The organism is Streptomyces sp. NPDC030893, from assembly GCF_055571535.1.
Map to the genome: position 1 here is coordinate 15,331 of NZ_JBVIFC010000028.1, position 24,847 is coordinate 40,177.

The 24,847-nt window shown below is 72.7% G+C and carries 26 protein-coding genes; 19 read left to right on the top strand and 7 right to left on the bottom strand.

The features are described from left to right. Nucleotides 1-82 precede the first annotated feature (82 nt). Genes ACZ434_RS31710 through ACZ434_RS31740 form a run of 7 tightly spaced genes read left to right on the top strand, consistent with a single transcriptional unit; the run spans nucleotide 83 to nucleotide 7,658 of the window. The gene (locus ACZ434_RS31710; protein WP_468461995.1) at nucleotides 83-1,060 is read left to right on the top strand and encodes an alpha/beta hydrolase; all 978 of its coding nucleotides are present in this window, start codon (nucleotides 83-85) and stop codon (nucleotides 1,058-1,060) included. Continuing rightward, nucleotides 1,057-2,244, top strand: coding sequence for an acyltransferase family protein (locus ACZ434_RS31715; protein ID WP_468461997.1), 1,188 nt, complete (start codon nucleotides 1,057-1,059; stop codon nucleotides 2,242-2,244). The genes ACZ434_RS31710 and ACZ434_RS31715 overlap by 4 nt, the downstream gene beginning before the upstream one ends. Further along, nucleotides 2,237-3,559, top strand: coding sequence for a sensor histidine kinase (locus ACZ434_RS31720; protein WP_468461999.1), 1,323 nt, complete (start codon nucleotides 2,237-2,239; stop codon nucleotides 3,557-3,559). Before ACZ434_RS31715 ends, ACZ434_RS31720 begins: the two co-directional genes overlap by 8 nt. Further along, nucleotides 3,556-4,221, top strand: a complete 666-nt coding sequence (locus ACZ434_RS31725; protein WP_468462001.1) for a response regulator — start codon at nucleotides 3,556-3,558, stop codon at nucleotides 4,219-4,221. Before ACZ434_RS31720 ends, ACZ434_RS31725 begins: the two co-directional genes overlap by 4 nt. Before the next feature lie 59 nt (nucleotides 4,222-4,280). After that, a complete protein-coding gene (locus tag ACZ434_RS31730) occupies nucleotides 4,281-5,735 on the top strand; it encodes a sensor histidine kinase (protein ID WP_468462003.1) in 1,455 nt (484 codons plus the stop codon). Then, a complete protein-coding gene (locus tag ACZ434_RS31735) occupies nucleotides 5,732-6,397 on the top strand; it encodes a response regulator (protein WP_468462005.1) in 666 nt (221 codons plus the stop codon). The genes ACZ434_RS31730 and ACZ434_RS31735 overlap by 4 nt, the downstream gene beginning before the upstream one ends. A 40-nt stretch (nucleotides 6,398-6,437) precedes the next feature. Continuing rightward, nucleotides 6,438-7,658 (top strand): cytochrome P450, encoded by a 1,221-nt coding sequence (locus ACZ434_RS31740; RefSeq protein WP_468462007.1) that lies wholly within the window; start codon nucleotides 6,438-6,440, stop codon nucleotides 7,656-7,658. 33 nt (nucleotides 7,659-7,691) lie between these two features. Here ACZ434_RS31740 and ACZ434_RS31745 read toward each other — a convergent pair whose 3' ends face one another. Beyond that, a complete protein-coding gene (locus ACZ434_RS31745; RefSeq protein ID WP_468462009.1) occupies nucleotides 7,692-9,353 on the bottom strand; it encodes an ABC transporter permease in 1,662 nt (553 codons plus the stop codon). Beyond that, complete coding sequence (locus ACZ434_RS31750) at nucleotides 9,350-10,366, bottom strand: ABC transporter ATP-binding protein (RefSeq protein ID WP_468462011.1); 1,017 nt, start codon at nucleotides 10,364-10,366, stop codon at nucleotides 9,350-9,352. The genes ACZ434_RS31745 and ACZ434_RS31750 overlap by 4 nt, the downstream gene beginning before the upstream one ends. Nucleotides 10,367-10,471: 105 nt before the next feature. Between ACZ434_RS31750 and ACZ434_RS31755 the strand changes: the two genes are divergently transcribed. After that, nucleotides 10,472-10,969: a GbsR/MarR family transcriptional regulator gene (locus ACZ434_RS31755; RefSeq protein WP_468462013.1), complete on the top strand. Its 498-nt coding sequence runs from the start codon at nucleotides 10,472-10,474 to the stop codon at nucleotides 10,967-10,969. A gap of 52 nt (nucleotides 10,970-11,021) precedes the next feature. Beyond that, on the top strand, nucleotides 11,022-11,612 hold the full coding sequence (locus ACZ434_RS31760; RefSeq protein ID WP_468462016.1) for a Uma2 family endonuclease: 591 nt from the start codon (nucleotides 11,022-11,024) through the stop codon (nucleotides 11,610-11,612). A gap of 10 nt (nucleotides 11,613-11,622) precedes the next feature. Here the strand turns inward: ACZ434_RS31760 and ACZ434_RS31765 are convergent, their stop codons facing one another. Continuing rightward, a complete protein-coding gene (locus ACZ434_RS31765) occupies nucleotides 11,623-12,486 on the bottom strand; it encodes a diacylglycerol kinase family protein (protein WP_468462018.1) in 864 nt (287 codons plus the stop codon). 196 nt (nucleotides 12,487-12,682) lie between these two features. On the opposite strand from ACZ434_RS31765, the gene ACZ434_RS31770 reads away from it, so the two are divergent. From ACZ434_RS31770 to ACZ434_RS31795, 6 genes are all read left to right on the top strand, one after another. Next, nucleotides 12,683-13,966, top strand: a complete 1,284-nt coding sequence (locus ACZ434_RS31770; RefSeq protein WP_468462020.1) for an adenylosuccinate synthase — start codon at nucleotides 12,683-12,685, stop codon at nucleotides 13,964-13,966. A gap of 142 nt (nucleotides 13,967-14,108) precedes the next feature. Next, entirely contained in the window at nucleotides 14,109-14,960 is an 852-nt protein-coding gene (locus ACZ434_RS31775; protein ID WP_468462022.1) for a helix-turn-helix domain-containing protein, read from the top strand. A gap of 12 nt (nucleotides 14,961-14,972) precedes the next feature. Then, nucleotides 14,973-15,164 (top strand): DUF397 domain-containing protein, encoded by a 192-nt coding sequence (locus ACZ434_RS31780; RefSeq protein ID WP_468462024.1) that lies wholly within the window; start codon nucleotides 14,973-14,975, stop codon nucleotides 15,162-15,164. Nucleotides 15,165-15,362: 198 nt separating this feature from the next. After that, entirely contained in the window at nucleotides 15,363-15,776 is a 414-nt protein-coding gene (locus tag ACZ434_RS31785; protein WP_468462026.1) for a hypothetical protein, read from the top strand. Beyond that, on the top strand, nucleotides 15,776-16,402 hold the full coding sequence (locus ACZ434_RS31790) for a CYTH domain-containing protein (protein ID WP_468462028.1): 627 nt from the start codon (nucleotides 15,776-15,778) through the stop codon (nucleotides 16,400-16,402). The genes ACZ434_RS31785 and ACZ434_RS31790 overlap by 1 nt, the downstream gene beginning before the upstream one ends. A 111-nt stretch (nucleotides 16,403-16,513) precedes the next feature. Beyond that, nucleotides 16,514-16,804 carry a hypothetical protein gene (locus tag ACZ434_RS31795; RefSeq protein ID WP_468462030.1) on the top strand — a complete coding sequence of 97 codons (291 nt, stop codon included), beginning with the start codon at nucleotides 16,514-16,516 and terminating at the stop codon, nucleotides 16,802-16,804. A 3-nt stretch (nucleotides 16,805-16,807) separates the two neighbouring features. Here ACZ434_RS31795 and ACZ434_RS31800 read toward each other — a convergent pair whose 3' ends face one another. The 3 genes from ACZ434_RS31800 to ACZ434_RS31810 form a co-directional block, all read right to left on the bottom strand. Then, complete coding sequence (locus ACZ434_RS31800) at nucleotides 16,808-17,458, bottom strand: hypothetical protein (protein WP_468462032.1); 651 nt, start codon at nucleotides 17,456-17,458, stop codon at nucleotides 16,808-16,810. A gap of 144 nt (nucleotides 17,459-17,602) precedes the next feature. Continuing rightward, complete coding sequence (locus ACZ434_RS31805) at nucleotides 17,603-18,292, bottom strand: GntR family transcriptional regulator (RefSeq protein ID WP_468462034.1); 690 nt, start codon at nucleotides 18,290-18,292, stop codon at nucleotides 17,603-17,605. Between the two features lie 161 nt (nucleotides 18,293-18,453). Next, nucleotides 18,454-19,809 carry an aminotransferase class III-fold pyridoxal phosphate-dependent enzyme gene (locus ACZ434_RS31810; RefSeq protein WP_468462036.1) on the bottom strand — a complete coding sequence of 452 codons (1,356 nt, stop codon included), beginning with the start codon at nucleotides 19,807-19,809 and terminating at the stop codon, nucleotides 18,454-18,456. A gap of 175 nt (nucleotides 19,810-19,984) precedes the next feature. Here ACZ434_RS31810 and ACZ434_RS31815 point away from each other — a divergent pair, with 175 nt between their 5' ends. From ACZ434_RS31815 to ACZ434_RS31825, 3 genes are all read left to right on the top strand, one after another. After that, complete coding sequence (locus tag ACZ434_RS31815) at nucleotides 19,985-20,590, top strand: DJ-1/PfpI family protein (protein WP_468462038.1); 606 nt, start codon at nucleotides 19,985-19,987, stop codon at nucleotides 20,588-20,590. Continuing rightward, nucleotides 20,587-21,057 (top strand): MarR family winged helix-turn-helix transcriptional regulator, encoded by a 471-nt coding sequence (locus ACZ434_RS31820; RefSeq protein WP_468462040.1) that lies wholly within the window; start codon nucleotides 20,587-20,589, stop codon nucleotides 21,055-21,057. Before ACZ434_RS31815 ends, ACZ434_RS31820 begins: the two co-directional genes overlap by 4 nt. A 78-nt stretch (nucleotides 21,058-21,135) precedes the next feature. Next, nucleotides 21,136-23,007 carry a serine/threonine-protein kinase gene (locus ACZ434_RS31825; RefSeq protein ID WP_468462042.1) on the top strand — a complete coding sequence of 624 codons (1,872 nt, stop codon included), beginning with the start codon at nucleotides 21,136-21,138 and terminating at the stop codon, nucleotides 23,005-23,007. Nucleotides 23,008-23,419: 412 nt separating this feature from the next. Here the strand turns inward: ACZ434_RS31825 and ACZ434_RS31830 are convergent, their stop codons facing one another. Then, nucleotides 23,420-24,166, bottom strand: coding sequence for an SLATT domain-containing protein (locus tag ACZ434_RS31830; RefSeq protein ID WP_468462044.1), 747 nt, complete (start codon nucleotides 24,164-24,166; stop codon nucleotides 23,420-23,422). A gap of 307 nt (nucleotides 24,167-24,473) precedes the next feature. Between ACZ434_RS31830 and ACZ434_RS31835 the strand changes: the two genes are divergently transcribed. Then, complete coding sequence (locus ACZ434_RS31835) at nucleotides 24,474-24,815, top strand: YbaB/EbfC family nucleoid-associated protein (RefSeq protein WP_468462046.1); 342 nt, start codon at nucleotides 24,474-24,476, stop codon at nucleotides 24,813-24,815. The last annotated feature ends 32 nt before the right edge of the window (nucleotides 24,816-24,847 follow it).

Sequence of the window (24,847 nt, forward strand, 5' to 3'; positions counted from 1 at the left end):
CGGCGGGACGCGGGTCACGTGCGGTGATCCGTAACTTCCCTTACCGACGGGCCCGGTGGGCGGGCCGGCGAGGAGGGTGGCGATGAGGAGCCGGCGTGGGGCGGGGGGCACGGGGGCACCGGTGTCGGTACGGGCCGGGCGGTGGTGGCGTGGAGTGCTCGCGCTGGTCGTGGCGGGGGCCGTCGCCGTACCGCTCGCCGGGGCGGCCCGGCCGCGGGTCCCCGCACCGGGGCCCGCCGAGCTCGCGGCGCCCACCGCGACGACCCTCGACGCGACCTACGCGGCCCACCGGGCCAACGCCCTGGAAGCGGCCCGTATGGCCGACGCGTACGGGGACCGGAAGCGAGCGTCGGTCGACCGGGCCCTGGCCGGGCGGCAGTTGCTGTACTTCGACGGGCGGGGGGACGGGCTGGTCACCGAGGTGTTCGGTGACCTCCCGCGAGCCGACCGCGTCGCCGTTCTCGTGCCCGGCTCCGACACCGGACTCGACACCTACGGCCGGTTCCGTGCCGCCGCCCTCGCCCTGCACGAACGCCTTGGTACGCGTACGGCCGTCGTGGCCTGGCTCGGTTACGAGACGCCCGGCACCGTCAGCACCGCCGTCGCCACCACGGGGCGGGCGGAGGAAGCGGCTCCCGGACTCCGGGACGCCGTACGCGACCTGCGTGCCGTCGCCGGACGGCAGGCCCGCGTCTCCCTCCTCTGCCACTCCTACGGCTCTGTCGTCTGCGCCGAGGCGGCACCCGGCCTCGACGCCGACGACATCGTCCTCCTCGGCAGCCCCGGCACCGGCGTCGACACCGCCGCCGCGCTGCGCACCCGGGCCAGGATCTGGGCCGCCCGCGGCGCCGACGACTGGGTCGGGAGCGTTCCCCATCTCAGCGCCGGCCTCTTCGGCACCACGATCGGCTTCGGCGCCGACCCCGTCTCCCCGGGCTTCGGTGCCCGGGTTTTCGCGGCCGGGGACGGCGGCCACAGCGACTACTTCGACCCCCGCTCCACCTCCCTGACCAACCTGACCCGGATCGTCCTCGGCCAGACCCGGGCGGTGACCCCGTGAGCCACCTCACCACCGCGATACGCACGCGCGCCGCGCGGCTCGACACCGCCACCCCCACCCACCGCGACCGCGCTGTCGACGCCCTGCGCGCCCTCGCCATCCTCGGTGTGGTCCTGGGCCACTGGCTGGTCACCGCCCTCGTCTCCGACGGCCGCACCCTGCACACCGCCAGCCCGCTCCAGCACATGCCGTGGCTGGCTCCCGTCTCCTGGGCGTTCCAGACCCTCGCCGTGTTCTTCCTGGTCGGCGGCCATGTGGCGACCCGCGGTTACGTTTCGGCGCGCTCCCGCGGCGTCCCGTACCACCACTGGCTGCGCGACCGGCTGACCCGGCTGTTCGCACCGGTCGCCGCCGTCCTCACCCTGTGGACGACCGTCACCGCCGCGCTGCTGCTCTCCGGGGCCGAGTACGGGACCGTCCGCACCCTGGTGAAGCTGGCCCTGTCCCCGCTCTGGTTCCTCCTGGTCTTCGCCGCCCTCACCGCCGCGACCCCGCTCCTCACCCGCCTCCACCCGCTGTGGCCCCTCGCCGTCGTCCTCCACGTCGACCTGCTCCGCTTCGGCCTCGGCGCCCCCGACCGGCTCGGCTGGCTGAACCTGGCAGCCGGCTGGCTGGTGCCGTACACCCTGGGCGCGGCCTGGACACTCGGTGAGCTGGAACGTCGTAGGACCGGCTGGGTCCTTCTCCTCTCCGGTACGGCCGCCACGGCCGCGCTCGTCGCCTGGGCCGGCTACCCGGCGTCGATGGTCGGCGTGCCGGGTGCCGGGGTCTCCAACCTCGATCCGCCGACGCTGGCCGCCGTCACGTTCGGCCTCGCCCAGTGCGGGGCGGCGCTGCTGCTGCGGGACCGGCTGCGCGGCGCGATGCGGCGTCCCGTCGCGTGGGCGGCGGTGACGCTGGTCAACCTCTCCGCGATGACGGTCTTCCTCTGGCACCAAACCGCCCTGATGGCGACCACCGCCACCGGCCTGCTCGCCGGCCGCCTGCCCGGCCTGCACACCGTCCCCGACGGCCTCGGCTGGGTCGCCGCCCGGCTGGTGTGGCTGCCGGTGTTCGCCGTCGCCCTCGCGGTCTGCAGGTCGGCGTTCCGGTCCTGGGAGCGGGGCGGTGGCGGACGGCGTCGCGGACGGAGCCGGGTGGTCCGCGAACACGGGCCGGCGGCGAAGGACGTACGGCATGTCTAAGCTGAACCGCGTGACGGACAAGGGGGCGGGGCTGGTCCGGCGGTGGCTGGGGGTGCTGCGCAACGACCTGTTGACGGTCCGTGTGGACCCGATGCCCCCGTCCGTGTGGCTGCGCTGGGTGCCGCACGGGTTCGTGTGCCTGGCCGCGCTCGGCATCCTCCTCGGCAACCTGAACCAACTCATGGGGTACGGGCGGCTCCCGCAGGGCGGCTCCGTGCTGGTCGCGGTCGGACAGAGCGGTGCGGCCGTCCTCGCGCTGCGGCGTCCGGTTCCGGCGTTGTGGCTGTCGCTCACCGCCACGCTCGCGGGAGCCGTCCTGCTGCGCCGCATGCTGATGGCCGGCCAGATCGACGGTTTCCCGTGGCCCTGGACCCCGTGGGGGGCCGCGGCCCACCTGTTCGTGCTGCTGCTGCTCGCCCTGCGCATGCCGACCCGGGTGTCCGTCGAGGCGATCGCTCTCACGGGACTGCTCACCTACGTGCTCCAGGGCCTTTGGGGAGCGTGGAACTACTCGCCCACCGGCCAGAACGCCGTCCTGCTGTTCGCCGTCGCCGTCGTCCTCGGTATCGCCCTGCGCGGTCGTCACGAGGCCCGTGCCGAACTCGGCCGGCAGACCACGCTCACCGCAGAGGAACGCGCCCGCCGCACCCTCCTGGAGGAGCGCAGCCGGATCGCGCGTGAGCTGCACGACGTGGTGGCCCACCACATGTCGGTGATCTCCATCCAGGCCCAGGTCGCCCCGCACCTCGTGCGGGACCCGACGGACGAACTCAAGGAGAACCTCGCCGGTATCCGCCAGAACGCGGTCGAGGCACTCACCGAACTCCGCCGCGTGCTGGACGTCCTGCGCTCGGAACACCCCGCCCCCGGTGAACGCGCCGACGCCCCGCAGCCCACCCTCGACCGGATCGAGTCGCTGGTGGAGAACACCCGCGCCGCCGGGCTCACCGTCACCACCGAACTCACCGGTGAGCGGCGCCCGCTGCCGCCCGGCGTGGAGCTGTCGGCGTACCGGATCGTCCAGGAGGCGCTGAGCAACGTGCTGCGGCACGCCCCCGGCGCGACCGCCCACGTCACCCTGGCCTACGACCCGCGAGGGCTGCGGGTGCAGGTCGTCAACACCGGCCCCGACCGGGAGGCGCCCCCGTCCGCGGGGGCCGGGCACGGACTGCTCGGCATGCGGGAGCGGGCCGTCATGCTGGGCGGCAGGCTGACGACGGGCCCCTGGTCCGGCCGGGGCTACAAGGTCGACGCCTACCTCCCGGTCTCCGCCCCGCCCGCTTCCGAACTTCCCCACCAGGACGGCACCGCATGATCCGCGTACTCATCGCCGACGACCAGCAGATGGTCCGCCAGGGCTTCACCCTGCTGCTCAACACGCAGCCCGACATCGAGGTGGTCGGCCAGGCGGTGGACGGACTCGACGCGGTCGCGAAGGCCGCCGAACTCGCCCCGGACGTCGTCCTGATGGACATCCGGATGCCCGAACTCGGCGGTATCGAGGCCACCGCCCGCATCACCACCGCGACCCCGGACATCAGGGTCCTGGTGCTGACCACTTTCGACCTCGACGAGTACGTGTACGAGGCGCTGCGCGCCGGGGCGTCCGGCTTTCTGCTGAAGGACGCCTCCGCCGACCAACTCGCCGAGGCGGTACGGGTGGTGGCGGCCGGTGACGCCCTGCTCGCCCCGGGCATCACCCGCCGGCTGATCGCCGAGTTCTCCCGGCTGGACCCCCGGCCCCGCACCACCTCGCTCCGGCGGCGCGTCGGTGAGCTGACCGAGCGGGAGACGGAGGTGCTCGCGCTGATCGCGCAGGGCCTGTCCAACGCGGAGATAGCCGTACGGCTGGTCGTGGCCGAGCAGACCGTGAAGACGCACGTGGGCCGCATCCTGGTGAAACTGGGCCTCAGGGACCGCACCCAGGCCGCGGTGTTCGCGTACGAGTCCGGACTGGTCCGCCCTTCCGGATACTGATCCGCCCCCCGGACCGAGGGGGCGGTCCGTCTTCCCGGGTACCGGGAGGTGCCCCGGTCGTGGCCTGCGTAGTACCTGAGACGGACGTCCCGGAACCCGTCTCAGCGGGGACGACCGGGGCCACCCGGTCGGCCTACCGTGTGAGCGTGACCGAGACGACGCACCAGCAGCAGTCCCCGGGCGCCCCGCGCGGCGCGGGGGACGGGACCGGGACCCGCAGCCCGGAGTACCGGCTGGCCCAGGACTCCCTGCGGGGACTGCGCCAGGACCTGTTCCACGACGCCTTCGCCTACCGCCCGCTGCCGCCCCGGCACACGGACGGCCCGTTCGTCCGCCGGCTGCCCGCGCGGCTGCGGGCGGGCGCGCGGCACCTCCCGCACGCGGTGGTGGCGGGGTTCGCGCTGCTCGCCCTGAGCGCGGGCGCGCTGAGCGGCGGCCTGCCCGGCGGTGACGTACTGGCCCTGTTCACCGGCATGCTGTGCGCGCTCCCGGTGCTCGCGACGCTGGTCCGGCCGGTCGGCGCGTTCTGGCTGTCCCTCGGCGTGACCCCGGTGGTCGCCCTCATCAACGGTGACGGCTGGGACTGGCCGTGGATGCCCGGCGCGTTCATCTGCCACCTGGCGGTGCTGGTCGTCGTGGCCCTGCGCACCCGGCCCCGTACCGCCGTCTGGATGTGGGTCATGACCGCGCTGTACGCCTTCGTCGCGGACGTCGTCCTCGGCGGGTCGTACTACTACACCAACGGCGGGCCCATGATGGTGACGTCCGCCTTCGCCCTGCTCGTGGTCTCCCTCTGGCACGTGCGGCACATCGCCCAGCAGGAGGTGACCGCCCAGCAGACGGTCACCGCGCACGAGCGGTCCCGGCGCACGGCGCTGGAGGAGCGCACCACCATCGCGCGCGAGCTGCACGATGTGGTCGCCCACCACATGTCGGTGGTCGCCATCCAGGCCGAGGCCGCCCCGTACCGGGTGGAGAACCCGCCGCCGGAGCTGGAGCGGGCCTTCGCCACCATCCGGGAGAACGCGGTCGCCGCCCTCACCGAGCTGCGCCGCATCCTCGGTGTGGTCCGCGCGGAGGACTACGAAGCGCCGGACGCCCCGCAGCCCACCCTCGCCGACCTGGACGCGCTGCTCGTCAACGTGCGGGGCGCCGGGCTGGAGGTGGAGAAGGTGGTGACCGGCGCGGTGCGGGAGCTGCCCCAGGGCGTGGAGCTGTCGGCGTACCGGATCGTGCAGGAGGCGCTGAGCAACAGCCTGCGCCACGCACCCGGCGCGAGCGCCCGCGTGGAGATCGGGTACGTCCTCGGCGGGCTCGGCGTGCGCGTGGTCAACGGCCCGGCGCCCGAGCCGAGCCTCGTGAAACCCTCCCCCGGAGCGGGTCACGGCATCACCGGCATGCGTGAACGGGTCACCATGCTGAACGGCGGGATGACGGCCGGCGCGACGGACGACGGCGGCTACGAGGTGGCCGTGTTCCTGCCGGTCGCCACGGTGAACGAAGGTGACGCATGACCATCCGCGTGCTGATCGCCGACGACCAGATGATGGTGCGCGAGGGCTTCTCGGTCCTGCTGAACGCGATGCCCGACATCGAGGTCGCCGGTGAGGCGGTCAACGGCCGGGAGGCGGTCGAGCGGGTCCGCGAACTCGCCCCCGACGTCGTCCTCATGGACATCCGCATGCCGGAGCTGAACGGCATCGAGGCGACCCGGGAGATCGTCGCCGCGGGCGGCCCGTCCAAGGTGCTCGTGCTCACCACCTTCGACCTCGACGAGTACGTCTACCAGGCGCTGCGCGCGGGCGCCTCCGGCTTCCTGCTCAAGGACGCCTCCGCCCGGCAGCTCGCCGACGGGGTGCGGGTCGTCGCGTCCGGGGAGGCGCTGCTCGCCCCCACGGTGACCAAACGCCTGATCACCGAGTTCTCCAAGCTGTCCGAGGCGCCCAAACTGATGCCGTCCGCGCAGGCGGCGTACGGGGAACTGACCGAGCGGGAGACGGAGGTGCTGGTGCTGATCGCGCAGGGCCTGTCCAACTCGGAGATCGCCGGGCGGCTGGTGGTCGCCGAGTCGACGATCAAGACGCACGTCAGCCGCATCCTGGTGAAACTGGGGCTCAGGGACCGCACCCAGGCGGCGGTCTTCGCCTACGAGGCACGGCTGGTCACGCCCGGCTGACCCCCTGGTCAGAGGCCCGGTTCCGGGCTACCGTCCGTTCATGGCAGCCCTCGACGACCTCGCCTTCGACCCGTGGGACCCCGCGTTCGTCGCCGACCCGTACCCCGCCTACGCCGAGCTGCGGGCAGCGGGCCGGGTGCGGTACTTCGAGCCGACGAACCAGTGGCTGGTCGCCCACCACGCGGACGTCTCGGCCCTGCTGCGCGACCGGCGCCTGGGACGGACGTACGGGCACCGCTTCACCCACGAGGAGTTCGGCCGCACACCGCCCCCGCCGGAGCACGAGCCGTTCCACACCCTCAACGACCACGGCATGCTCGACCTGGAGCCGCCGGACCACACCCGCATCCGGCGCCTTGTGTCGAAGGCCTTCACCCCGCGCACGGTGGAGCGGCTGAAGCCGTACGTCGAAGGGCTGGCCGGCGACCTGGTGGCCGCGCTGGTCGAGGCCGGCGGCGGCGATCTGCTCACGGACGTCGCCGAGCCGCTGCCGGTCGCGGTGATCGCGGAGATGCTGGGCATCCCGGAGGCGGACCGGGCCCCCTTGCGTCCCTGGTCGGCGGACATCTGCGGGATGTACGAGCTGAACCCGTCCGGGGAGGCGGCGGCGAAGGCGGTCCGGGCGTCGGTCGAGTTCTCCGCGTATCTGCGCGAGCTGATCGCCGAGCGCCGCAAGAACCCCGGCGACGACCTGATCTCGGGGCTGATCGCCGCCCACGACGAGGACGACGACCGGCTCACCGAGCAGGAGATGATCTCCACCTGCGTCCTGCTGCTGAACGCCGGCCACGAGGCCACCGTGAACTCCACGGTCAACGGCTGGTGGGCCCTGTTCCGCCACCCCGGCCAGCTCGCCGCCCTCCGCGCGGACCACTCCCTCGTCCCCTCCGCCGTGGAGGAGCTGATGCGCTACGACACCCCGCTCCAGCTCTTCGAACGCTGGGTGCTCGACGAGATCGAGATCGACGGCCGGGTGATCCCGCGCGGCGCGGAGATCGCGATGCTCTTCGGCTCCGCCAACCACGACCCGGCCGTCTTCACCGACCCGTCCCGCCTGGACCTCACCCGCCGCGACAACCCGCACATCTCCTTCAGCGCCGGCATCCACTACTGCATCGGCGCACCGCTGGCCCGTATCGAACTGGCGGCGTCCATGACGGCGTTGCTCCAGCAGGCCCCGACGCTGCGCCTGGCAGCGGAGCCGAGGCGCAAGCCGAACTTCGTGATCCGGGGGCTGGAGGGGCTGGCGGTCGAGGTCTGAGCCCGCCGGGCGCGGCGCGCTGCCGCGCCCGGCTCACTTCGTCTCCAGGTCCCGTCGCCGGAAGCCCGCCAGGCCCAGCCACACCAGACCGGCGGCGACGAGGGACAGCAGGAGCAGCGGGAGCCAGTCCATGTCCGCGGCGGGCAGCCGGGGGACGTGGCCGAACGGGGAGAGGTTGTTCATCCAGTCCGGGAACTGGAGGATCTGGCCGAGATAGCCGACCACGAAGGCGTAGACCGGCACGATCCAGGCCGCCTGGCTCGCCCGGGGGAACCAGCCGAAGAGCACCACGGCCACCCCGACCGTCACCCACAGGGCGGGCGCGTGGGCGAGGGCCGCCCCCACCAGCTTCGGGAGCAGCGAGCCGTCCCCGGTCGAGGCCGCGCCGGCGATGCCGAACCCCAGCCCGGCCAGCAGCAGGACGACCGTACCGCCGCCCATGGCCACGGCCAGGTGGCCGCCGGCCCAGCGGGTGCGCGAGAGGCCGGTGGCGAGGAGCGGCTCGGCGCGGCCCGCCGTCTCCTCGGAACGGGGCCGCAGGGCCGCCATGACGACGTACACCGCCGCGACGACGGCGAGGACGACCATCACCATGGAGGCGAAGGACTCGGCGACGCCCGCCCCGCCGATGCGCTCCAGGGCCTCCTGGACCTCGTCGATGCCCTCCAGCATCTCCTCGGCGTCGCCGAGGATCGACCCGTACATCGCGCCCATCAGGAACAGGCCCGCGCCGAAGCCGGCCAGCGTGCCGCGGTGCAGGCGCAGGGCGAAGCCGACCGGGGTGGTGAGCACGGCGGAGGCCGTGGGGCTGCCCAGCTTCTCCGGACGCAGGCCCGCGCCCACGTCCCGCCGGGTGGACAGCAGGAAACCCGCCGCCGCGCACGCCACCGCGCACACCAGGCACAGCAGCAGCGGCCACCAGCGGTTGTCGACGTACGGGTAGGCGCGCTGCACCCAGCCGATCGGGGAGAGCCAGGACAGGGCGCCGCTCCCACCGCTGTCACCGGCGGCGCGCAGCACGTAGGCGGCCCCGATGACCGCGAGCGCCATGCCGGAGGCGCCACGGGTGTGCGCGGTGGCCTGGACGGTGACCGCGGCGACGGCGGCGAAGACCAGACCGGCGGCGGCGTGGGCGAAGCCGTAGACCAGCGAGCCGGCCGTGTCCATGCCCTCCACACCGAGGCCGGCCAGGCCGAAGGCCAGCAGCAGGGCGAGGGCGAGGTTGGCCAGGACGGCGACGGACAGGGCGGCGGCGAGGTGGGCGTGGCGGCCCACCACGGTCGAACGCACCAGCTCGGCGCGGCCGGTCTCCTCCTCGGCGCGGGTGTGCCGGGTGATGATCAGTACGCTCATGAGGCCGACCAGGACGGCCATGAAGCCGAGCATCTGGTGGCTCAGGATGGAGCCGAAGCCGTCGTCGGTGAGGTAGTGGCGGGGGCCGGACAGGGCGAGGCCCGCCGGGCTGTCCACGCCCTCGACCGCGTTCGCCCGGTCCTGCGGGTCCTTGTACAGGGTCGTGAAGCTGTTCGCCGTCATGAGCGTGCTGAGGGCCAGGGCCAGGATCCACACCGGGAGCCGGACCCGGTCGCGGCGCAGGGCGAAGCGGATCAGGGTCCGGGTCCCGGCCAGCGCGTTGCCGCCGGCGACCGGTGGGGCGGGCGCCCGGGTGCCGGGGGCGGCGGTCGCGGCGGTCACCGCGGCTCTCCGTCCGCGGTCTGCGCGGTGCCGGTGGCGTGCGCGTCGTCCGCGGCCTGCCCGGTGCCGGTGCCGGTGCCGGTGTCGGTGTCGGCGTCGGTGGCGTGCCCGTTCGCGGCCAGTTCGTCGCCGTAGTGGCGCAGCATCAGTTCCTCCAGCGTCGGGGGATGGCTGATCAGGCTGCGGATGCCGAACTCGGTGAGCTTGCGGACCGCGCCGTCGACCTGGCCGCCGTCGACGGCGAAACGGACCCTGCCGGTGGCCTCGTCGACGGTCCGCAGGTCGTGGACGCCGGGCAGAGCGTCCAGGCCGGTCGCGGGCCGCTCGGTCTCCACCTCGATGGTGGTGCGCGTCAGGTGGCGCAGTTCGCCGAGGGTGCCGGACTGCACGCAGCGCCCCAGCCGGATGATGCTCACGCGGTCGGCGAGCTTCTCCACCTGGGCCAGGATGTGGCTGGAGAGCAGGACGGTCCGGCCCGCCGCCTTGGCCTCGCCGATGACGTCCTGGAAGACGACCTCCATCAGCGGGTCGAGGCCCGCGGTCGGCTCGTCGAGGAGCAGCAGTTCGGCGTCGGAGGCGAGCGCGGCGACGATGGCGACCTTCTGCCGGTTGCCCTTGGAGTAGGCGCGGCCCTTCTTGGTCGGATCCAGGTCGAAGCGCTCGATGAGCTCGGCGCGCCGCTTCCTGTCCAGGCCGCCGCGCAGCCGCGCCAGCAGGTCGATGGCCTCGCCGCCGGTGAGGCCCGGCCAGAGCTCCACGTCGCCGGGGACGTAGGCGAGACGGCGGTGGAGTGCCACGGCGTCCGCCCACGGGTCCTGACCGAGCACCCGGGCGGCGCCCGAGTCGGCGCGCAGCAGGCCGAGCAGGACACGGATGGTGGTGGACTTCCCCGAGCCGTTGGGGCCGAGGAAGCCGTGGACCTCGCCGGTTTCGACGTTCAGGTCGAGCCCGTCCAGTGCGCGGGTCCGGCCGAACGCCTTGTGCAGACCGGACACGGTGATGGCCTTCGTCATGCTCCGGAACGTACGCTGGTTTCAGAAATTTGTGAAGTTAAGGAAACGTATAAATCGACGGCTAGACTTGATCCAAGGCGTCTGAGCAGGGGAGATGATCGGGTCATGGCGGAACCGAGCGGGACGGCCCGGGATCCGGAGGCGGTCTCGCGGTTCGTGGAGCACTTCGCGGCACAGCTGGTGGAAGCCGGACTCCCGCGCATGCCCGCCCGCGTCTTCGCGGCCCTGCTCGCCTCCGACACGGGCGCCCTGACCTCCGCCGAGCTGGGCGAACGGCTCCGGATCTCACCGGCCGCGGTGTCCGGCGCGGTGCGCTACCTCGCGCAGCAGCACATGGTCTCCCGCGAGCGCGAACCCGGCTCCCGCCGCGACCGGTACCGGGTCCACGGCGACCAGTGGTACGAGGCCCTCACCAACCGCGAGACCGTCATCCGCCGCTGGCAGGACGGCCTCCGGGAAGGCGTCGCCAACCTGGGCCCGGACACCCCGGCGGGGCGGCGGCTGGCGGAGACGCTGGCCTTCTTCGAGTTCGTGGAGAAGGAGGTCGAGGCGATGATGGGGCGCTGGCGGACGTATCGGGAGGAGCGGTTCGGTAGGGAGTGATCAGTCCGCTACGCTGTGTGGTGGCTGGTCCGCATCACGGGGAGGGCGCATCATGACAGTCATGGCAGAGCGACCGACGATAAGCGGCACCGAGTTCGGCGGCTTCGAGGAGATGCTGGGCCTTCTCGACGACATGCAATTGCGCGACGGCTTCCAGGCCGAGATCATCAGGGGGAACATCGTCGTGTCGCCGTGGTCGAAGGCGTTCTACCTCGACGTCATGGAGCTGGTGTGTGAACAGCTTCGGCCGTACCTCCCCGAGGGGCACCGGATCAGTTACGGTCCTTTCCTTTACCTGTTTCCAGGCCTCGAGCGCGCTTACGGACCCGACATTCACGCGGCGCATCGAAGGGTGAGCCGGAGTACCAGCAATCACCTGGATGGGGAAGCCCTCTCCTTTGTCGCCGAGTTGACCTCGCCCTCCACCCGGGACGAGGACCGGACCGACAAGGTCGAGATCTACGGAAAGGCGGGCGTCCCCGTCTACCTGCTCCTCGACATGCAGGAGGAACAGGCCACGGTCTTCTCGATGCCTTCGGCCAAGGGCTACGAGTCCCGCGACACCAAGCCCTTCGGCGAGAAGCTGTCGATCCCCGCGCCGTTCGACTGCGTCCTGGACACCACCGAGTTCAAGGCCCCCTGACGCCCACCCCTTATCGCGCCGGCAGCACCAGCCCCAGGGACGCCTCCTGTACCACCCACGTCCGCGTCCGTACCGGCCCCGCGACCGCCCCGTCCGCCCGGTACCGGAAGTGCGCGCCCGACACGGTCACGGTCCGGCCCTCCGCCAGCAGCGGGGACGCCTCCGCGCCCACCGACACCGGACGTACCTCGACCCGGGCCCTCCCCGAGGCGCCGGGTACGACGGAGACGCCCTCCACCGGCCGGCCCAGATCGACGAGCGTCTCCCCGTCCACCTCCACCCGCAGCCGCGCTGGCCCCGACTCGAGCGCGGAGACGGTCCCGGACGGCAGCGCCGGCACCAGGGTCCGTACCAGCGACCGGCACGTCCGCAGCCACGGACGGCCCACCCCGCCGTCCGCCTCCCGCAGCCTCGCCACACCCCCCGCCGGCGGGATCCGCAGCGTGCCGAGCACCACCCCGTCGCTGTCGTCCACCAGCAGGTCCATTCGCCGCTCCACCCCCTCCAGCACGGCCCGCGCGGCCGCCACCGTGCCCGTCGGCACGCCCAGCGACCGGGCGAGGGCGACCGCACCCCCCACCGGCACCAGCGACAGCGCGCATCCGGCCAGCTCCCGCTGCCGGTGCAGCAGCTCCACCGCCCGCACCAGGGCCCGGTCGTCGCCCACCACCACCGGCCGCCGCGCACCGCGCCGGGCCAGCGCCCGCGCGAACTCCTCCGGTCCGTTCGGCAGGCACACCTTCGTGCCCGCCGCACCCGCGCCGATCACGTCCTTCGCGATCCGCACGGACTCGCCGTCCGCCCGCCGGGCGACCGGATCGACGACTACCAGGAGCTGATCGGACGTCGCGGAAAAGGTCCTGGAAGTCGCCACCTCGGCCCTGCCTCGCTTCCTCGGGTAGCATCTTTGTGCAAGAGCCCCTTGCGCTGTTGCGCCAGGGGCTTCGTCTATTCCGGGGCACCCGGTCCGACGGTCGGCGGCCAACGGTGGTCGCGCGGTGCACGCGGCGGTGATCCTCCGTGTGCGCCCCTGACCTTGGACATGCCCCGCCCGGAAGGGGTGTACGCGCGTGCCCGCACTTGTGCTGCTCGGTGCTCAGTGGGGTGACGAAGGCAAGGGAAAGGCGACGGACCTGCTCGGTGGCTCCGTCGACTATGTGGTGCGCTACCAGGGCGGCAACAACGCCGGCCACACGGTAGTCGTGGGCGACCAGAAGTACGCCCTCCACCTGCTCCCTTCGGGAATCCTGTCCCCCGGCTGCACGCCGGTCATCGGCAACGGCGTCGTCGTCGACCCGTCGGTCCTGCTCTCCGAGCTGAGCGGTCTGAACGAGCGCGGCGTCGACACGTCGAAGCTCCTGATCAGCGGAAACGCTCACATCATCACGCCGTACAACGTGACGGTGGACAAGGTGACCGAGCGCTTCCTCGGCAAGCGCAAGATCGGGACCACGGGCCGGGGCATCGGCCCGACCTACGCCGACAAGATCAACCGCGTCGGCATCCGCGTCCAGGACCTGTACGACGAGTCGATCCTCACCCAGAAGGTCGAAGCGGCCCTCGACGCCAAGAACCAGATGCTCACCAAGCTCTACAACCGGCGCGCGATCGCCGTCGACCAGGTGGTCGAGGAGCTGCTGGGCTACGCGGACAAGCTCGCCCCGTACGTCACCGACACGGTGCTGGTGCTGAACCAGGCCCTCGACGACGACAAGGTGGTCCTCTTCGAGGGCGGCCAGGGCACGCTCCTCGACATCGACCACGGCACGTACCCCTTCGTCACCTCGTCCAACCCGACCGCGGGCGGCGCCTGCACGGGCGCGGGTGTGGGACCGACGAAGATCAGCCGCGTCATCGGCATCCTCAAGGCGTACACGACCCGTGTCGGCGCCGGACCGTTCCCGACGGAGCTGTTCGACGAGGACGGCGAGGCGCTGCGCCGCATCGGCGGCGAACGCGGTGTCACCACCGGCCGCGACCGCCGCTGCGGCTGGTTCGACGCGGTGATCGCCCGCTACGCCACCCGCGTCAACGGCCTCACCGACTTCTTCCTCACCAAGCTCGACGTCCTCACCGGCTGGGAGCAGATCCCGGTCTGCGTGGCCTACGAGATCGACGGCAAGCGCGTCGAGGAGCTGCCGTACTCGCAGACCGACTTCCACCACGCGAAGCCCGTCTACGAGATGCTCCCCGGCTGGTCCGAGGACATCACCGGCGCCAAGTCCTTCTCCGACCTCCCGAAGAACGCCCAGGCGTACGTCAAGGCCCTGGAGGAGATGTCCGGCGCCCCGATCTCCGCGATCGGCGTGGGCCCGGGCCGCGACGAGACGATCGAGATCAACTCGTTCCTCTGAGTTCTCCCTCCGGGGACCCGGAGATCTCCTGGACGGCCGGTGCGGTGAATCCGCCCGGCCGTCCTGCTTGGGACAAGGCGGTGAGTTCGACGAGTTGCTCTGACCGGCTCGTCCTCCTCCGTCAGGTAGGAAGATGGGGCGCATGCCTGTCAGAAAGCCGTCCACCGAACGGCAGCGCCGCCTCGGAGCCGAATTGCGCAGCATGCGTGAGCGCATCGGCATGACGATCAACGAGGCCGCCACCGTGCACCGTACCGACCGGACGACGGTGAGCAACACGGAGTCGGCCCGTTCCGGGGTGAGCAGCGACCGGGTCCGGGTGTGGGCCGCCAACTACCGCTGTCCGGACGCCGCATACATCGATGCGCTTGCTGAGATGGCTCGGGAGCGTGGGCCGCATTGGTGGGACGAGTACCGGGGCCTGCTGCCCGCCGGGCTGTTGGACATCGCGGAGATGGAGCACCACGCGGCGGCGTTGCGTTCCGCCCAGATCATGCACATGCCGGGCCTGCTTCAACTGCCCGACTACATGCGGGGCGTCTTCGCGGAAGCGGTCCCGGCCATGGCGCTCGCCGACCTGGAGCAGCATGTCGCCTTCCGGCTGAGAAGGGCGGAGATTCTCGACCGCCCGGATCCGCCGTCCTGTGAGTTCCTGGTCCACGAGTCCGCGCTGCGGATGAGGTTCGGGGACCGTGGCGTCCTGCTACGGCAGATCGAGCACCTGCTCAAGCAGGCGGAACGGCCCAACGTCGCCGTGCGTGTGGTGCCATTCGGTGCCGGAGGCTTCGCCAACGCGGGGAGTTCGACGCTCTACGCCTGCGGCCCGGTGCCGCAGTTGGACACGGTGCAGATCGACGTGCCCACCGGTGTCGCCTTCCTGCATGCCGATACCTACTTGGTGAACTACCGTGCCGTACTCGACCGGATGGGTGAACGCGCCCTGGAGGCAGGGGAGTCGCTCAACTTCATCCGGCAGGTTGCGGAAGAGATCTGAGGCAGGGGTCCGGTGGAACTTCACTGGCGCAAGTCGTCCTTCTCGGCGGACACCGGGAGTTGCATAGAGGTAGCGGAACACGACGGATGGATCTTCCTGCGGGAGGGAGACGACCCGGACGTGGTGGTGCGGACGACGCGCCGCAAGCTCCGGGCCTTCCTGCAAGGAGCCAAGGCGGGTGAGTTCGACCGCTTCGTGTCGTAGTGCTTGCGGGCTTGGCCCTTTCGCCTATGCCACTTCGCGGACTTCGCGCAACGTGTTGTCTCACACATCACCATGCGCGTACTGTGTGTAGTGCTCGATGGTCACTCCGTGACGGTCGGGCGGACTTCGAGCACACAGAAGTGCCCCGGCGGTGAGCGACCACCCCGGGGCAGGTCAACGCTGCAAAGGAGCGTCAACATGCCCAAGCCTATCCGGCATGCCCTCGAACGGGCACTCGCCCTGGTCCTCACCCACCTCCTTCCCGCCACGGGTCGGCGCCGACGGCAAGGCCGGCCGAGGCATGCCTACGCGACCCCGCGCACCCTCTCCGGCCTGCGGCTGCTCGTCCAGCGGGCCGCTGTACCCGCCCTGAGTGAAGCGCTGCCGGCGAAGGCGAAATCCCGCACGGCGAAACGTCCCGACACCACCGCCCCGCTCGACGACACCGGTCCTCTCGTCCGCCCCTATCTCCTCGCCCACGAACGGCGGCAGCGGCAGGCCGAACGCCGCGCAGCCCTCGTCCTCGCCCTGGAAGGGATCGACATCGGGCCGTGGGTCATTCACGGCCACCGGGTCGGCACCCCCGCCGTGGCCCTGGGGGCGACGGCCTGATGAGCGCGACGCCGAACACGCGGGTGCAGGTGGACCGCATCCCCAGCAAGCCCGTCCGCCGACAGGACGACGGAACCATCGCCATCGATCTCTGGCTGCGCCGGGACGGGATCTTCGACACGGACACGGTGCTGCGCCTCAGCCCCGCCGAGGCCGAGGTGCTGCACGCCCAGCTCTGCTATGCCCTCGACGACGGGGCCTGGATCCGTCTCCGCGACGAGGGCACCCGGTCGACGCTCACGCTCAAGCAGGTCACCGACGCCACGACGATCGACGGCACCAAGGAGATCGAGACCGAGGTGTCCGACCTGCACGCGACGGCCGACATCCTGCGCCGGGTCGGTCTCACCGAGGTGCGCTACCAGGAGAACTACCGTGAGGAGTGGCGCTTGGGCGAGGTCGCCTTCGACTTCGACACCTGGCCCGGCCTTGCCACCTTCCTGGAGATCGAGGGGCCCGACGAGGCATCGGTCCGGCAGGCCGCCGCGCTGCTGGACCTCGACTACTCCGAAGCACGCTTCGGCAGCGTCGACGAGATCTACAAGAGCGAGGCAGGGCGGGACATCCTCGCCGAGTCAACCCTCCTTTTCTCCGACGCCGACCGGGCCGCCGGCAGCATCGCCTGATCGCTACCGCGGCCGGTCGGTCGTGTTCCCCGGTGCCCGCGCGGGTGCCGGGGAACGGGCATAGCCTGAAGCCGTACCGCCGCGTGCGTCGACCAGAAGAAGGTGAGTGCGATGCGCGTGCTGCTCAAGGCGACCATGGACACGGAGAAGACGAACGAGCTCATCCGCAGTGGGAAGATGCCCGAGGTGATGAAGGAGGCGCTCGACCGGCTCCAGCCGGAAGCGGCGTACTTCGGGCCCGTGGACGGGCAGCGTACGGCGCTGCTGGTCTTCGACATGGCGGACAGCTCCGAACTGCCTCCGGACGGCGAGCCGTTCTTCACCGAGATGAACGCCCGTGTCGAGGTGACCCCGATCATGAACGCCGAGGATCTGCAGAAGGGGCTCTCCCGGCTGGGCTGACGCTCAGCTGAAGACGATCATCGATCCCTGGGCCAGGCTCCGGGTCGCCGCCGCGTGCAGGCCCAGCCAGACGTGGCGTTCGCGGGCGAAGGGGCTGGGGTCGTACGGGGCCGGGACCGCCGGCTCCTCGAGTTCGGTCGGGCCGCGCGGGGGTTCCGGTGCCGCCGGGGGGTTGGCCGGGTCGATGCCGATCGACGGGGCGACGAGCTCCAGTTCGCGCAGCAGCGCGTGGGAGGAGCCCAAGGGGCCGCCCCCGGCGAGGAGTTCGTCGCTGGAGAGCGGGACGGGGAAGTCGACGGGGACGTACGCGCCCGCGTGGTCGTAGTGCCAGACCAGGTGCGACTGCTGGGCCGTCGCCTCGAACATCTCCAGCAACTGCTCGTAGTCGCCGCCCAGTTCGTCCACCGGCGTGACGGGGAGCCCGCACACCTGGAGCAGGTACACGCGCCGCAGGAAGTGCAGCGCGTCGTAGTCGAACCCCGCGACCGGGGCCACCTCACCGGTCAGTCCCGGCATGTACTGGTACACCGGCACCGGTGGCAGGCCCGCCTCGGCCAGCACCGCGTTGTACTGCGCGAGTTCCTCGGCGAACGGATTGTCGGGCGTGTGGCACAACACGTCGACGAGCGGTACCAGCCACAGGTCACAGGCCAAAGAGGGCTCCTCGTATCGCGCGGGCGTCGGAAGTCGTCGGGGCGGCGGGTGGTCGTCCCGGTCAGGGAAGCGTATCCGCGCCCGGGGCGGGCGGCTCCCCCCGTGCGGGCCGTGGTGCGGGTCGTTTACCCGCCCCGCCGGCCGTCAGCCCTCGACGAGGGCCAGCGAGTGCGCGTTGTACGCCTCGACGATCGCACGGGCGGTGTCGGTGTCACGGCGCGCCAGCGCGTCGACGAGAGGTGTGTGCTGCGACCACAGCCGCCCGCGGAGGTCGGGCAGCCGCCGCAGCCGCTGCACCGCGTACACCCATCCCTGGACGCGGAGCCGGTGCAGGAAGTCGGTGAGGTACGGGTTGCCGAACACGGACGTGAGTTCGCGCCAGAAGCGCAGGTCGTAGCCGATGAGGACGGTGAGGTCGCCGGCGAGGGCCGCGCGCTGGGCCTCCTCGCCGCGTCGGCGCACCCCGGCGAGGGCGGCCGCGATCCGGGGCTCCTCCGGCCGCAGATGCGTCAGCCGGCCGGTGGCCAGCGCGTGGAACATCCCGTCGATGACGAGACTGCGGGCCTCGATCATGCCGCGGAAGTCGTCGGCGGAGTACTCGCGCACCCGGAAGCCCCGGTGCTGGTCGGCGTCGAGCAGCCCCTGCGCCGACAGGTCGACCAGCGCCTCGCGGACGGGGGTCGCGGACACGCCGTACTGCTCGGCGATCTCCTTGACGGTGAACGCCTGCCCCGGCTGGAGCCGCCCGGCCAGCACCTCGTCACGGAGCGCGTCGGCGATCTGCTGCCGCAGGGTGCTGCGGGTCACAGTGCCGTTGCCGGTGATGCCGGGCATGGTCGGGCGTCTCCCTCGTCGCGTTCGAGTGGCGTGCGCGCACAGCGGCACGGGCACGCCACCTTACGCCGTCGGGTGAGGCGTGGAGTGTTCGAACGGGCGCGGGACGGAAGCCGCCTCGCGCCCGCTCCGGCGAGGGTCGCACCGGCCCGCCCTCCCGGTTACGCCACGTAGCCGTCCGCCACGGTCAGGGCCGCGTCCAGCGCCGCGAGACCCTCCTTCAGCTCCGCCTCGCTCGCGTTGCACGGCGGCACCACGTGCGTCCGGTTCATGTTCACGAACGGCCAGATGCCGCCCTCCTTCGCGGCGGCCGCGAACGCCGCCATCGGGGCGTTCGCCTCACCGGCCGCGTTGTACGGCACCAGCGGCTCGCGGGTCTCCCGGTCGCGCACCAGCTCCAGCGCCCAGAACATGCCCACACCGCGGACCTCGCCCACACAGGGGTGCCGCTCGGCCAGCTCCCGCAGCCCCGGCTCCACGACGGACGCGCCGAGCCTCGCCGCGTTGCCGACGACGTCCTCCTCCTCCATCACGTTGATCGTGGCGACGGCGGCGGCGCAGGCCAGCGGATGCCCCGAGTAGGTCAGACCGCCCGGGTACGGCCGCCTGGCGAAGGTCTCCGCGATCGCCCCCGAGATGGCGACCCCGCCCAGCGGCACATAGCCGGAGTTCACCCCCTTGGCGAAGGTCATCAGGTCCGGGACGACGTCGTACAGGTCGGCCGCGAACCACGTCCCGGTCCGCCCGAACCCGGCCATGACCTCGTCGAGGACGAGGACGATGCCGTACTTGTCGCACAGTTCGCGGACACCGGCCAGGTAGCCGGCGGGCGGCAGCATGATGCCGGCCGTGCCGGGGACGGTCTCCAGGATGACCGCGGCGATCGTCGACGGCCCCTCGAAGGCGATCGTCGTCTCCAGGTGCTCCAGCGCCCGCGCGCACTCCTGCTCCTCCGTCTCGGCGTAGAAGCGCGAGCGGTACAGGAACGGCGCCCAGAAGCGCACGACCCCGGCGGTGCCGCTGTCGGAGGCCCAGCGGCGCGGGTCACCGGTGACGTTCACGGCCTGCTGGGTGCCGCCGTGGTACGAGCGGTAGGCGGAGAGCACCTTGGGGCGCCCGGTGTGCAGCCGCGCCATGCGCAGGGCGTGCTCGACGGCGTCGGCGCCGCCGTTGGTGAAGAAGATCCTGTCCAGGTCGCCGGGGGTCCGCTCGGCGATCAGGCGCGCCGCCTCCGAGCGTGCCTCGACGGCGAACGCGGGCGCGAACGTCGTCATCGTCGCCGCCTGCTCCTGGATCGCGGCGACGACCTTCGGGTGCTGGTAGCCGATGTTCGTGTAGACGAGCCCGCTGGCGAAGTCGAGATAGCGGCGGCCGTCGTAGTCCCAGAAGTACGACCCCTGCGCCCCGGCGACGGCGAGCGGGTCGATGAGCTCCTGCGCGGACCAGGAGTGGAACACATGCGCACGGTCGGCGGCCTTGACGGCGGCCCGGGCCTCGGGGTTCGGCTGAGGGGTCATGCCGCAGAGGGTAGGCGGGGCGGGCGGGTCCGCGACATCGGCGGCCTGTCTGCGGTCGGGGGCTTTCCGCGACAGGTTGTCGAACGGGGAGCCGGGGGAGTGTTGACAGTCTACTGTCATAGTGACAGGGTTCTGTCATAAGGGAGCGTGTTCACCATCGGACAAGGGAGCGGTCATGACCCGCAAGCCCGTGCACCTCGCCGTCTACGACACCTACGCCGACTGGGAGACCGGTCACGCCACCGCCCATCTCGCGGGCGCCGGCCACCGGGTGCGCACCGTCGGCCCGGCCGGGGAACCGGTCACCAGCATGGGCGGACTGCGCGTGCTGCCCGACCTCGCCCTCGACCGGCTGCGCCCCGAGGACAGCTCGCTGCTGATCCTCCCCGGCGCCGCCCGCTGGGACGAGGGCGACGACCTGGCCCCCTTCGCCCGCGCCGCCCGCGCCTTCCTCGACGCCGGTGTGCCCGTCGCCGCGATCTGCGGGGCCACCGCCGGGCTCGCCCGGGAGGGGCTGCTCGACGACCGGGCGCACACCAGCGGCGCCGCCCCCTACCTCGCCCTGACCGGATACGCGGGCGCCGGGCGGTACGTCGAGGCCGACGCGGTCACCGACGGCCTCCTCGTCACCGCGGGCCCGACCGAACCCGTCGCCTTCGCCCGCGAGATCTTCCGGCTGCTCGGCGCCTACGACGACCGGGTGACCGACGCCTGGTACCGGCTGTTCCACGACTCCGACCCGGAGGCGTACGCCGCCTACGAGGAGGCGCTGAGCCGGTGAGCCGACAGCAGCAGGACCTGCTCAGCCGGGGCGCGCTCGGCAGCTTCCGGCTGAACGGCCAGTTCCTCGCGGTCGCCGAGGAACTGGCCCGGCCCGCCGGCATCACCGCCGCCTGGTGGCAGGTGCTCGGCGCGGTCCTCGGCGAGCCGCTGCCGGTCTCCGGGATCGCCAGGACCATGGGCATCACCCGGCAGAGCGTGCAGCGCATCGCCGATCTGCTGGTGGAGCGCGGACTGGCCGAGTACCGGCCCAACCCGGCCCACCGCCGCGCCAAGCTCCTCGCCCCGACCGACGCGGGCCGGGCCGCGATCGGCCGCATCGACCCCGGTCACGCGGCCTTCGCCGAGCGGCTGGCACGGGCGTACGGGGAGGAGTACGGCGAGGAGGGCCTCGACCAGGCGGTACAGGCGCTGGAACGGCTGTCCCGGGTGCTCGACACCCTCGGCCGGCCTGTTACGGAACCGTAGACCTCGCCCGGCTCCCCCCGTGCCGGCCCCGCACTATCCTCGATCCGTTGCCCACTGCAGGGGGAAGGCGGCGCAGCGATGGAGAAGCTCGGGGCGGGGGATCCGCGGAGCATCGGGGCGTACCGGCTGCTGGCGCGGCTCGGGGCCGGCGGGATGGGACACGTCTACCTCGCCCGCTCCGACCGGGGACGCACCGTCGCCGTGAAGCTGGTCCGCGAGGAACTGGCCCGGGAGGAGGAGTTCCGGGCGCGGTTCCGCCAGGAGGTGCGGGCGGCGCGGCAGGTCGGCGGCTACTGGACGGCGCCGGTGCTGGACGCGGACACCGAGGCGCCCGTGCCCTGGGTCGCCACCGGGTACGTCGCCGGTCCCAGCCTCCAGCAGGTGGTCGGGCACGACCACGGGGCGCTGCCCGAGCGTTCGGTGAGGATCCTCGCCGCCGGTCTCGCGCACGCCCTGAAGGACATCCACGCCGCCGGGATCATCCACCGCGACCTCAAGCCGTCCAACGTGCTCGTCACGATCGACGGCCCGCGCGTCATCGACTTCGGGATCGCGCGGGCGCTGGAGACGGTGACCGACGGCGGGCTCACCCGCACCGGCGCGCTCGTCGGCTCGCCCGGGTTCATGGCGCCCGAGCAGGTGCGCGGCGACCGCATCACGCCCGCCTGCGACGTGTTCTGCCTCGGCTCCGTGCTCGCCTACGCCGCGACCGGAGAGCTGCCCTTCGGCACCGCCAACAGCGGTGTGCACGCCCTGATGTTCCGCATCGCCCAGGAGGAGCCCGACCTGGAGCGGGTGCCCGAGGGCCTGGCCGGGCTCGTACGCGACTGTCTGCACAAGGACCCGGCCGCGCGGCCCACGCTCGACCAGGTCCTGGAACGCACCGGCGCCGAGGACACCGTCGTCGGCGGCCGGTCCCGCGACCCCTGGCTGCCGAGCGCCCTGGTCGCCCAGCTCGGCCGCCACGCGGTACGGCTGCTGGACACGGAGGACCCCGAGGCACCGCGGCAGCACCCGCCGACCGCGGTCTCACCGGACCCGCCGGCGGAGCCCGCCGGCGAGGCCCCCGAACACGCCCGCGCCGCCGACGACTCCACCACGCCGGCACCCCCCGCCACGCCCGCCCCGCCCCCGCCGGGGCAGCCGGGGGTGAACCAGCTCCCCACCCTGGTCGCGGGCCAGGACGGACCGAACGCCCCGCCCCCGGCCCCCGGCCCGGCCCCGGCCGGCGCGTACGGCCAGGCCCAGCAGCACCCGCAGCCCCCCGCGTACGGCTATCCGTACGGCAACGGCCACGGCGCCGGGCAGACCCCGCCGTACGGCCCGCCGCCCCCCGGGATGATCCCGCCCCACGGGCCGGTGGCCGAGCCGCGCCGGGACGGCCGCTCCACCGCGCTGCTCGTCGTGATCGCGCTGGTCGTCGCGCTCGCCGCGGGCGGCAGCGTGTACGCGCTGATGAGCGGCGGCGCCGACGACGACCGCGCCTCCGGCGACCCGTCGACGCCCGCCGCGTCGAGCAGCGCGCCTCAGTCCACGGGGCCGGCCACACCGGACGACCGGCCGACGGCCGGCACCGGCCCGCCGAGCAGCTCCGCGCCCGCGGACGGGACGGTCCCGGCGGAGTTCCTCGGCAACTGGTCCACCACCATCGACAACGCGAGCGGGCAGCACAGCCGCCGGCTCACCGTCCAGCAGGGCGAGATCGGGGACACGGTGATGTCCCTCGTCGCCGACGGACCCACCGGCAACGGCAGCTACCACTGCGTCTTCGAGGCCCGGCTCACCGGCAGTTCCGGCGGCCGGCTGGACCTCGGCCCGTCCTCCGTGACGGTCGGCCCGCGCAGCACCTGCACCCCGGGCGCCGCCAGCCGGGTCACCCTGCTCCCCGACGGCTCCCTCCAGCGGGTCAACACCGGCAGCGGCGAGCAGCTCACTTACACCCGGGATTGACCAGCGCCCCAAGTCGGCGCCGGACGCGGGTGGTTGAACGTCCGGCGAACGCCGGTGAACCACCTCACGCGGGGCAACGGCCAGGACGTGATCCGCACGCACGGGCACCTGCCGTGCTGGACGCCGGAGCGAACGCAACTGTGCGCACGGCGCACACCGTGACGGCCGGGCGGCATGGCGCACACCGTGACGGTCGGTCCGTGCGGCGCTCGCCGTGGCGGTCGGTCCGTGCGGCGCTCACCGTGACGGCCGGTCCGTGTAGGGCTCACCGTGGCGGTCGGGTGGCGCTGGCGGTCGGGCGGCACGGTGCTCGCCGTGGCGGTCGGTCCGTGCGGCGCTCACCGTGGCGGCCGGGCGGCGCGGCACTCACCGTGACGGCCGGGCGGCGCGGCGCTCACCGTGGCGGTCGGGTTCAGCGCGGCTCCGGTGGGCGCTGCCTCGGCATGTTGGGGCGGGCCGGTCCCGGCGGCGTGGGGAAGCGGCCGTGCGGGAGGGGTCCCTCCGGGCGTCCTGCGCCCGCCAGCGCCGTCTGCACGCCCAGTGGGGCACCCCCGCTGCGGAACTCCACCATCCAGTCGGCCGTCTCGACCCTGACCAGCTCCGTCACGTCCTCCGAGAACCGCCTGAGCACGGTCAGGCACCGCTCGGCCGCCTCGCTCGCCGTGCCCTCCGCCGGGCCCAGCACCTCACGGATGCACTCCGACGCCCAGTCGAACTGGAACGTCTGCAGCCGCCGCTGCAGGGCCTGCGCCGTCGCCACGTCCCGCATCCAGCCGGACGTCATCCCGAAGAACCGGTCCCCGGCGACACACGCCACCGCGAGCAGCAGCGCCAGATACCCCCAGGGCGCGCCCCCGTCGGCCACCCCGGTCAGATCGAGCAGGGGCAGCGCCGCCCCGGTCAGCGCGCCCGCCGCGGTCCCGGCGCGCAGCGACCACGCGCACCGCCGCTTCCACGCGCGGTCCGCGAGATACCAGGCGGCGGTGTCCAGCGCCCCGCGCTCCACCCACCGGTACAGCTCGTCCAGGCGGGCCGCCGGGTCGCCCCAGTCCCCGAGCGGGAACTCCCGCCCGGCCGGGTCGTCCGGCCATGGCCCGGCCGCCCCCTCGCCCCGCCGGTCCTGAGACCGACCCTCGGGCTGCATCTCCGGCTGACCCACCCGGTATCTCCCTACTGCACCGACCCTGCCCTGTGCTCACGCGGCTGACCCTTCCTACCTCCCAACGGGTGGCGGCGTCGGGGGTTCGGGCGCTCTTTCCCCCGGAAGGAGGCCGTGATCAGGTATAGGGCCCTCGGCGGGACTCACTCGAAAGAGTGCTGCGGCGACGGCTGTCCCGACCACGTAGGCTCGTGCCGAACGGCAAAACCGTGAGAACCGTGAGAACGGACCGGCGGACCGAGGACGGACGGACCGAGTACGGACGGACCGCGGACCGACGGCCGACGGACGACCAAGGAGCTGAATCGTGATCCCCGGTGGTGGCCAGCCCAACATGCAGCAGCTGCTCCAGCAGGCCCAGAAGATGCAGCAGGACCTGGCCAGGGCGCAGGAGGAACTGGCGCGTACGGAGGTCGACGGACAGGCGGGCGGCGGACTGGTGAAGGCCACCGTCACCGGCTCCGGCGAACTGCGCGCGCTGAAGATCGACCCGAAGGCGGTGGACCCGGAGGACACCGAGACCCTCGCGGACCTGGTCGTCGCGGCGGTCCAGGCGGCCAACGAGAACGCCCAGACCCTCCAGCAGCAGAAGCTCGGCCCGCTCGCCCAGGGCCTGGGCGGCGGCGGCATCCCCGGTCTCCCCTTCTAAGACGGCCCGCGGGCCTCTACCGTACGTACAGA

Bases quoted from the DNA above. Each gene is read 5' to 3' on its own strand.
- ACZ434_RS31790 (WP_468462028.1), top strand. From the start codon at position 15,776: ATGAGCGCGACGCCGAACACGCGGGTGCAGGTGGACCGCATCCCCAGC.
- ACZ434_RS31785 (WP_468462026.1), top strand. From the start codon at position 15,363: ATGCCCAAGCCTATCCGGCATGCCCTCGAACGGGCACTCGCCCTGGTC.
- ACZ434_RS31750 (WP_468462011.1), bottom strand. From the start codon at position 10,366: ATGACGAAGGCCATCACCGTGTCCGGTCTGCACAAGGCGTTCGGCCGG.
- ACZ434_RS31725 (WP_468462001.1), top strand. From the start codon at position 3,556: ATGATCCGCGTACTCATCGCCGACGACCAGCAGATGGTCCGCCAGGGC.
- ACZ434_RS31815 (WP_468462038.1), top strand. From the start codon at position 19,985: ATGACCCGCAAGCCCGTGCACCTCGCCGTCTACGACACCTACGCCGAC.
- ACZ434_RS31775 (WP_468462022.1), top strand. From the start codon at position 14,109: ATGCCTGTCAGAAAGCCGTCCACCGAACGGCAGCGCCGCCTCGGAGCC.
- ACZ434_RS31805 (WP_468462034.1), bottom strand. From the start codon at position 18,292: ATGCCCGGCATCACCGGCAACGGCACTGTGACCCGCAGCACCCTGCGG.
- ACZ434_RS31755 (WP_468462013.1), top strand. From the start codon at position 10,472: ATGGCGGAACCGAGCGGGACGGCCCGGGATCCGGAGGCGGTCTCGCGG.
- ACZ434_RS31720 (WP_468461999.1), top strand. From the start codon at position 2,237: ATGTCTAAGCTGAACCGCGTGACGGACAAGGGGGCGGGGCTGGTCCGG.
- ACZ434_RS31735 (WP_468462005.1), top strand. From the start codon at position 5,732: ATGACCATCCGCGTGCTGATCGCCGACGACCAGATGATGGTGCGCGAG.
- ACZ434_RS31795 (WP_468462030.1), top strand. From the start codon at position 16,514: ATGCGCGTGCTGCTCAAGGCGACCATGGACACGGAGAAGACGAACGAG.
- ACZ434_RS31740 (WP_468462007.1), top strand. From the start codon at position 6,438: ATGGCAGCCCTCGACGACCTCGCCTTCGACCCGTGGGACCCCGCGTTC.
- ACZ434_RS31710 (WP_468461995.1), top strand. From the start codon at position 83: ATGAGGAGCCGGCGTGGGGCGGGGGGCACGGGGGCACCGGTGTCGGTA.
- ACZ434_RS31760 (WP_468462016.1), top strand. From the start codon at position 11,022: ATGACAGTCATGGCAGAGCGACCGACGATAAGCGGCACCGAGTTCGGC.
- ACZ434_RS31825 (WP_468462042.1), top strand. From the start codon at position 21,136: ATGGAGAAGCTCGGGGCGGGGGATCCGCGGAGCATCGGGGCGTACCGG.
- ACZ434_RS31810 (WP_468462036.1), bottom strand. From the start codon at position 19,809: ATGACCCCTCAGCCGAACCCCGAGGCCCGGGCCGCCGTCAAGGCCGCC.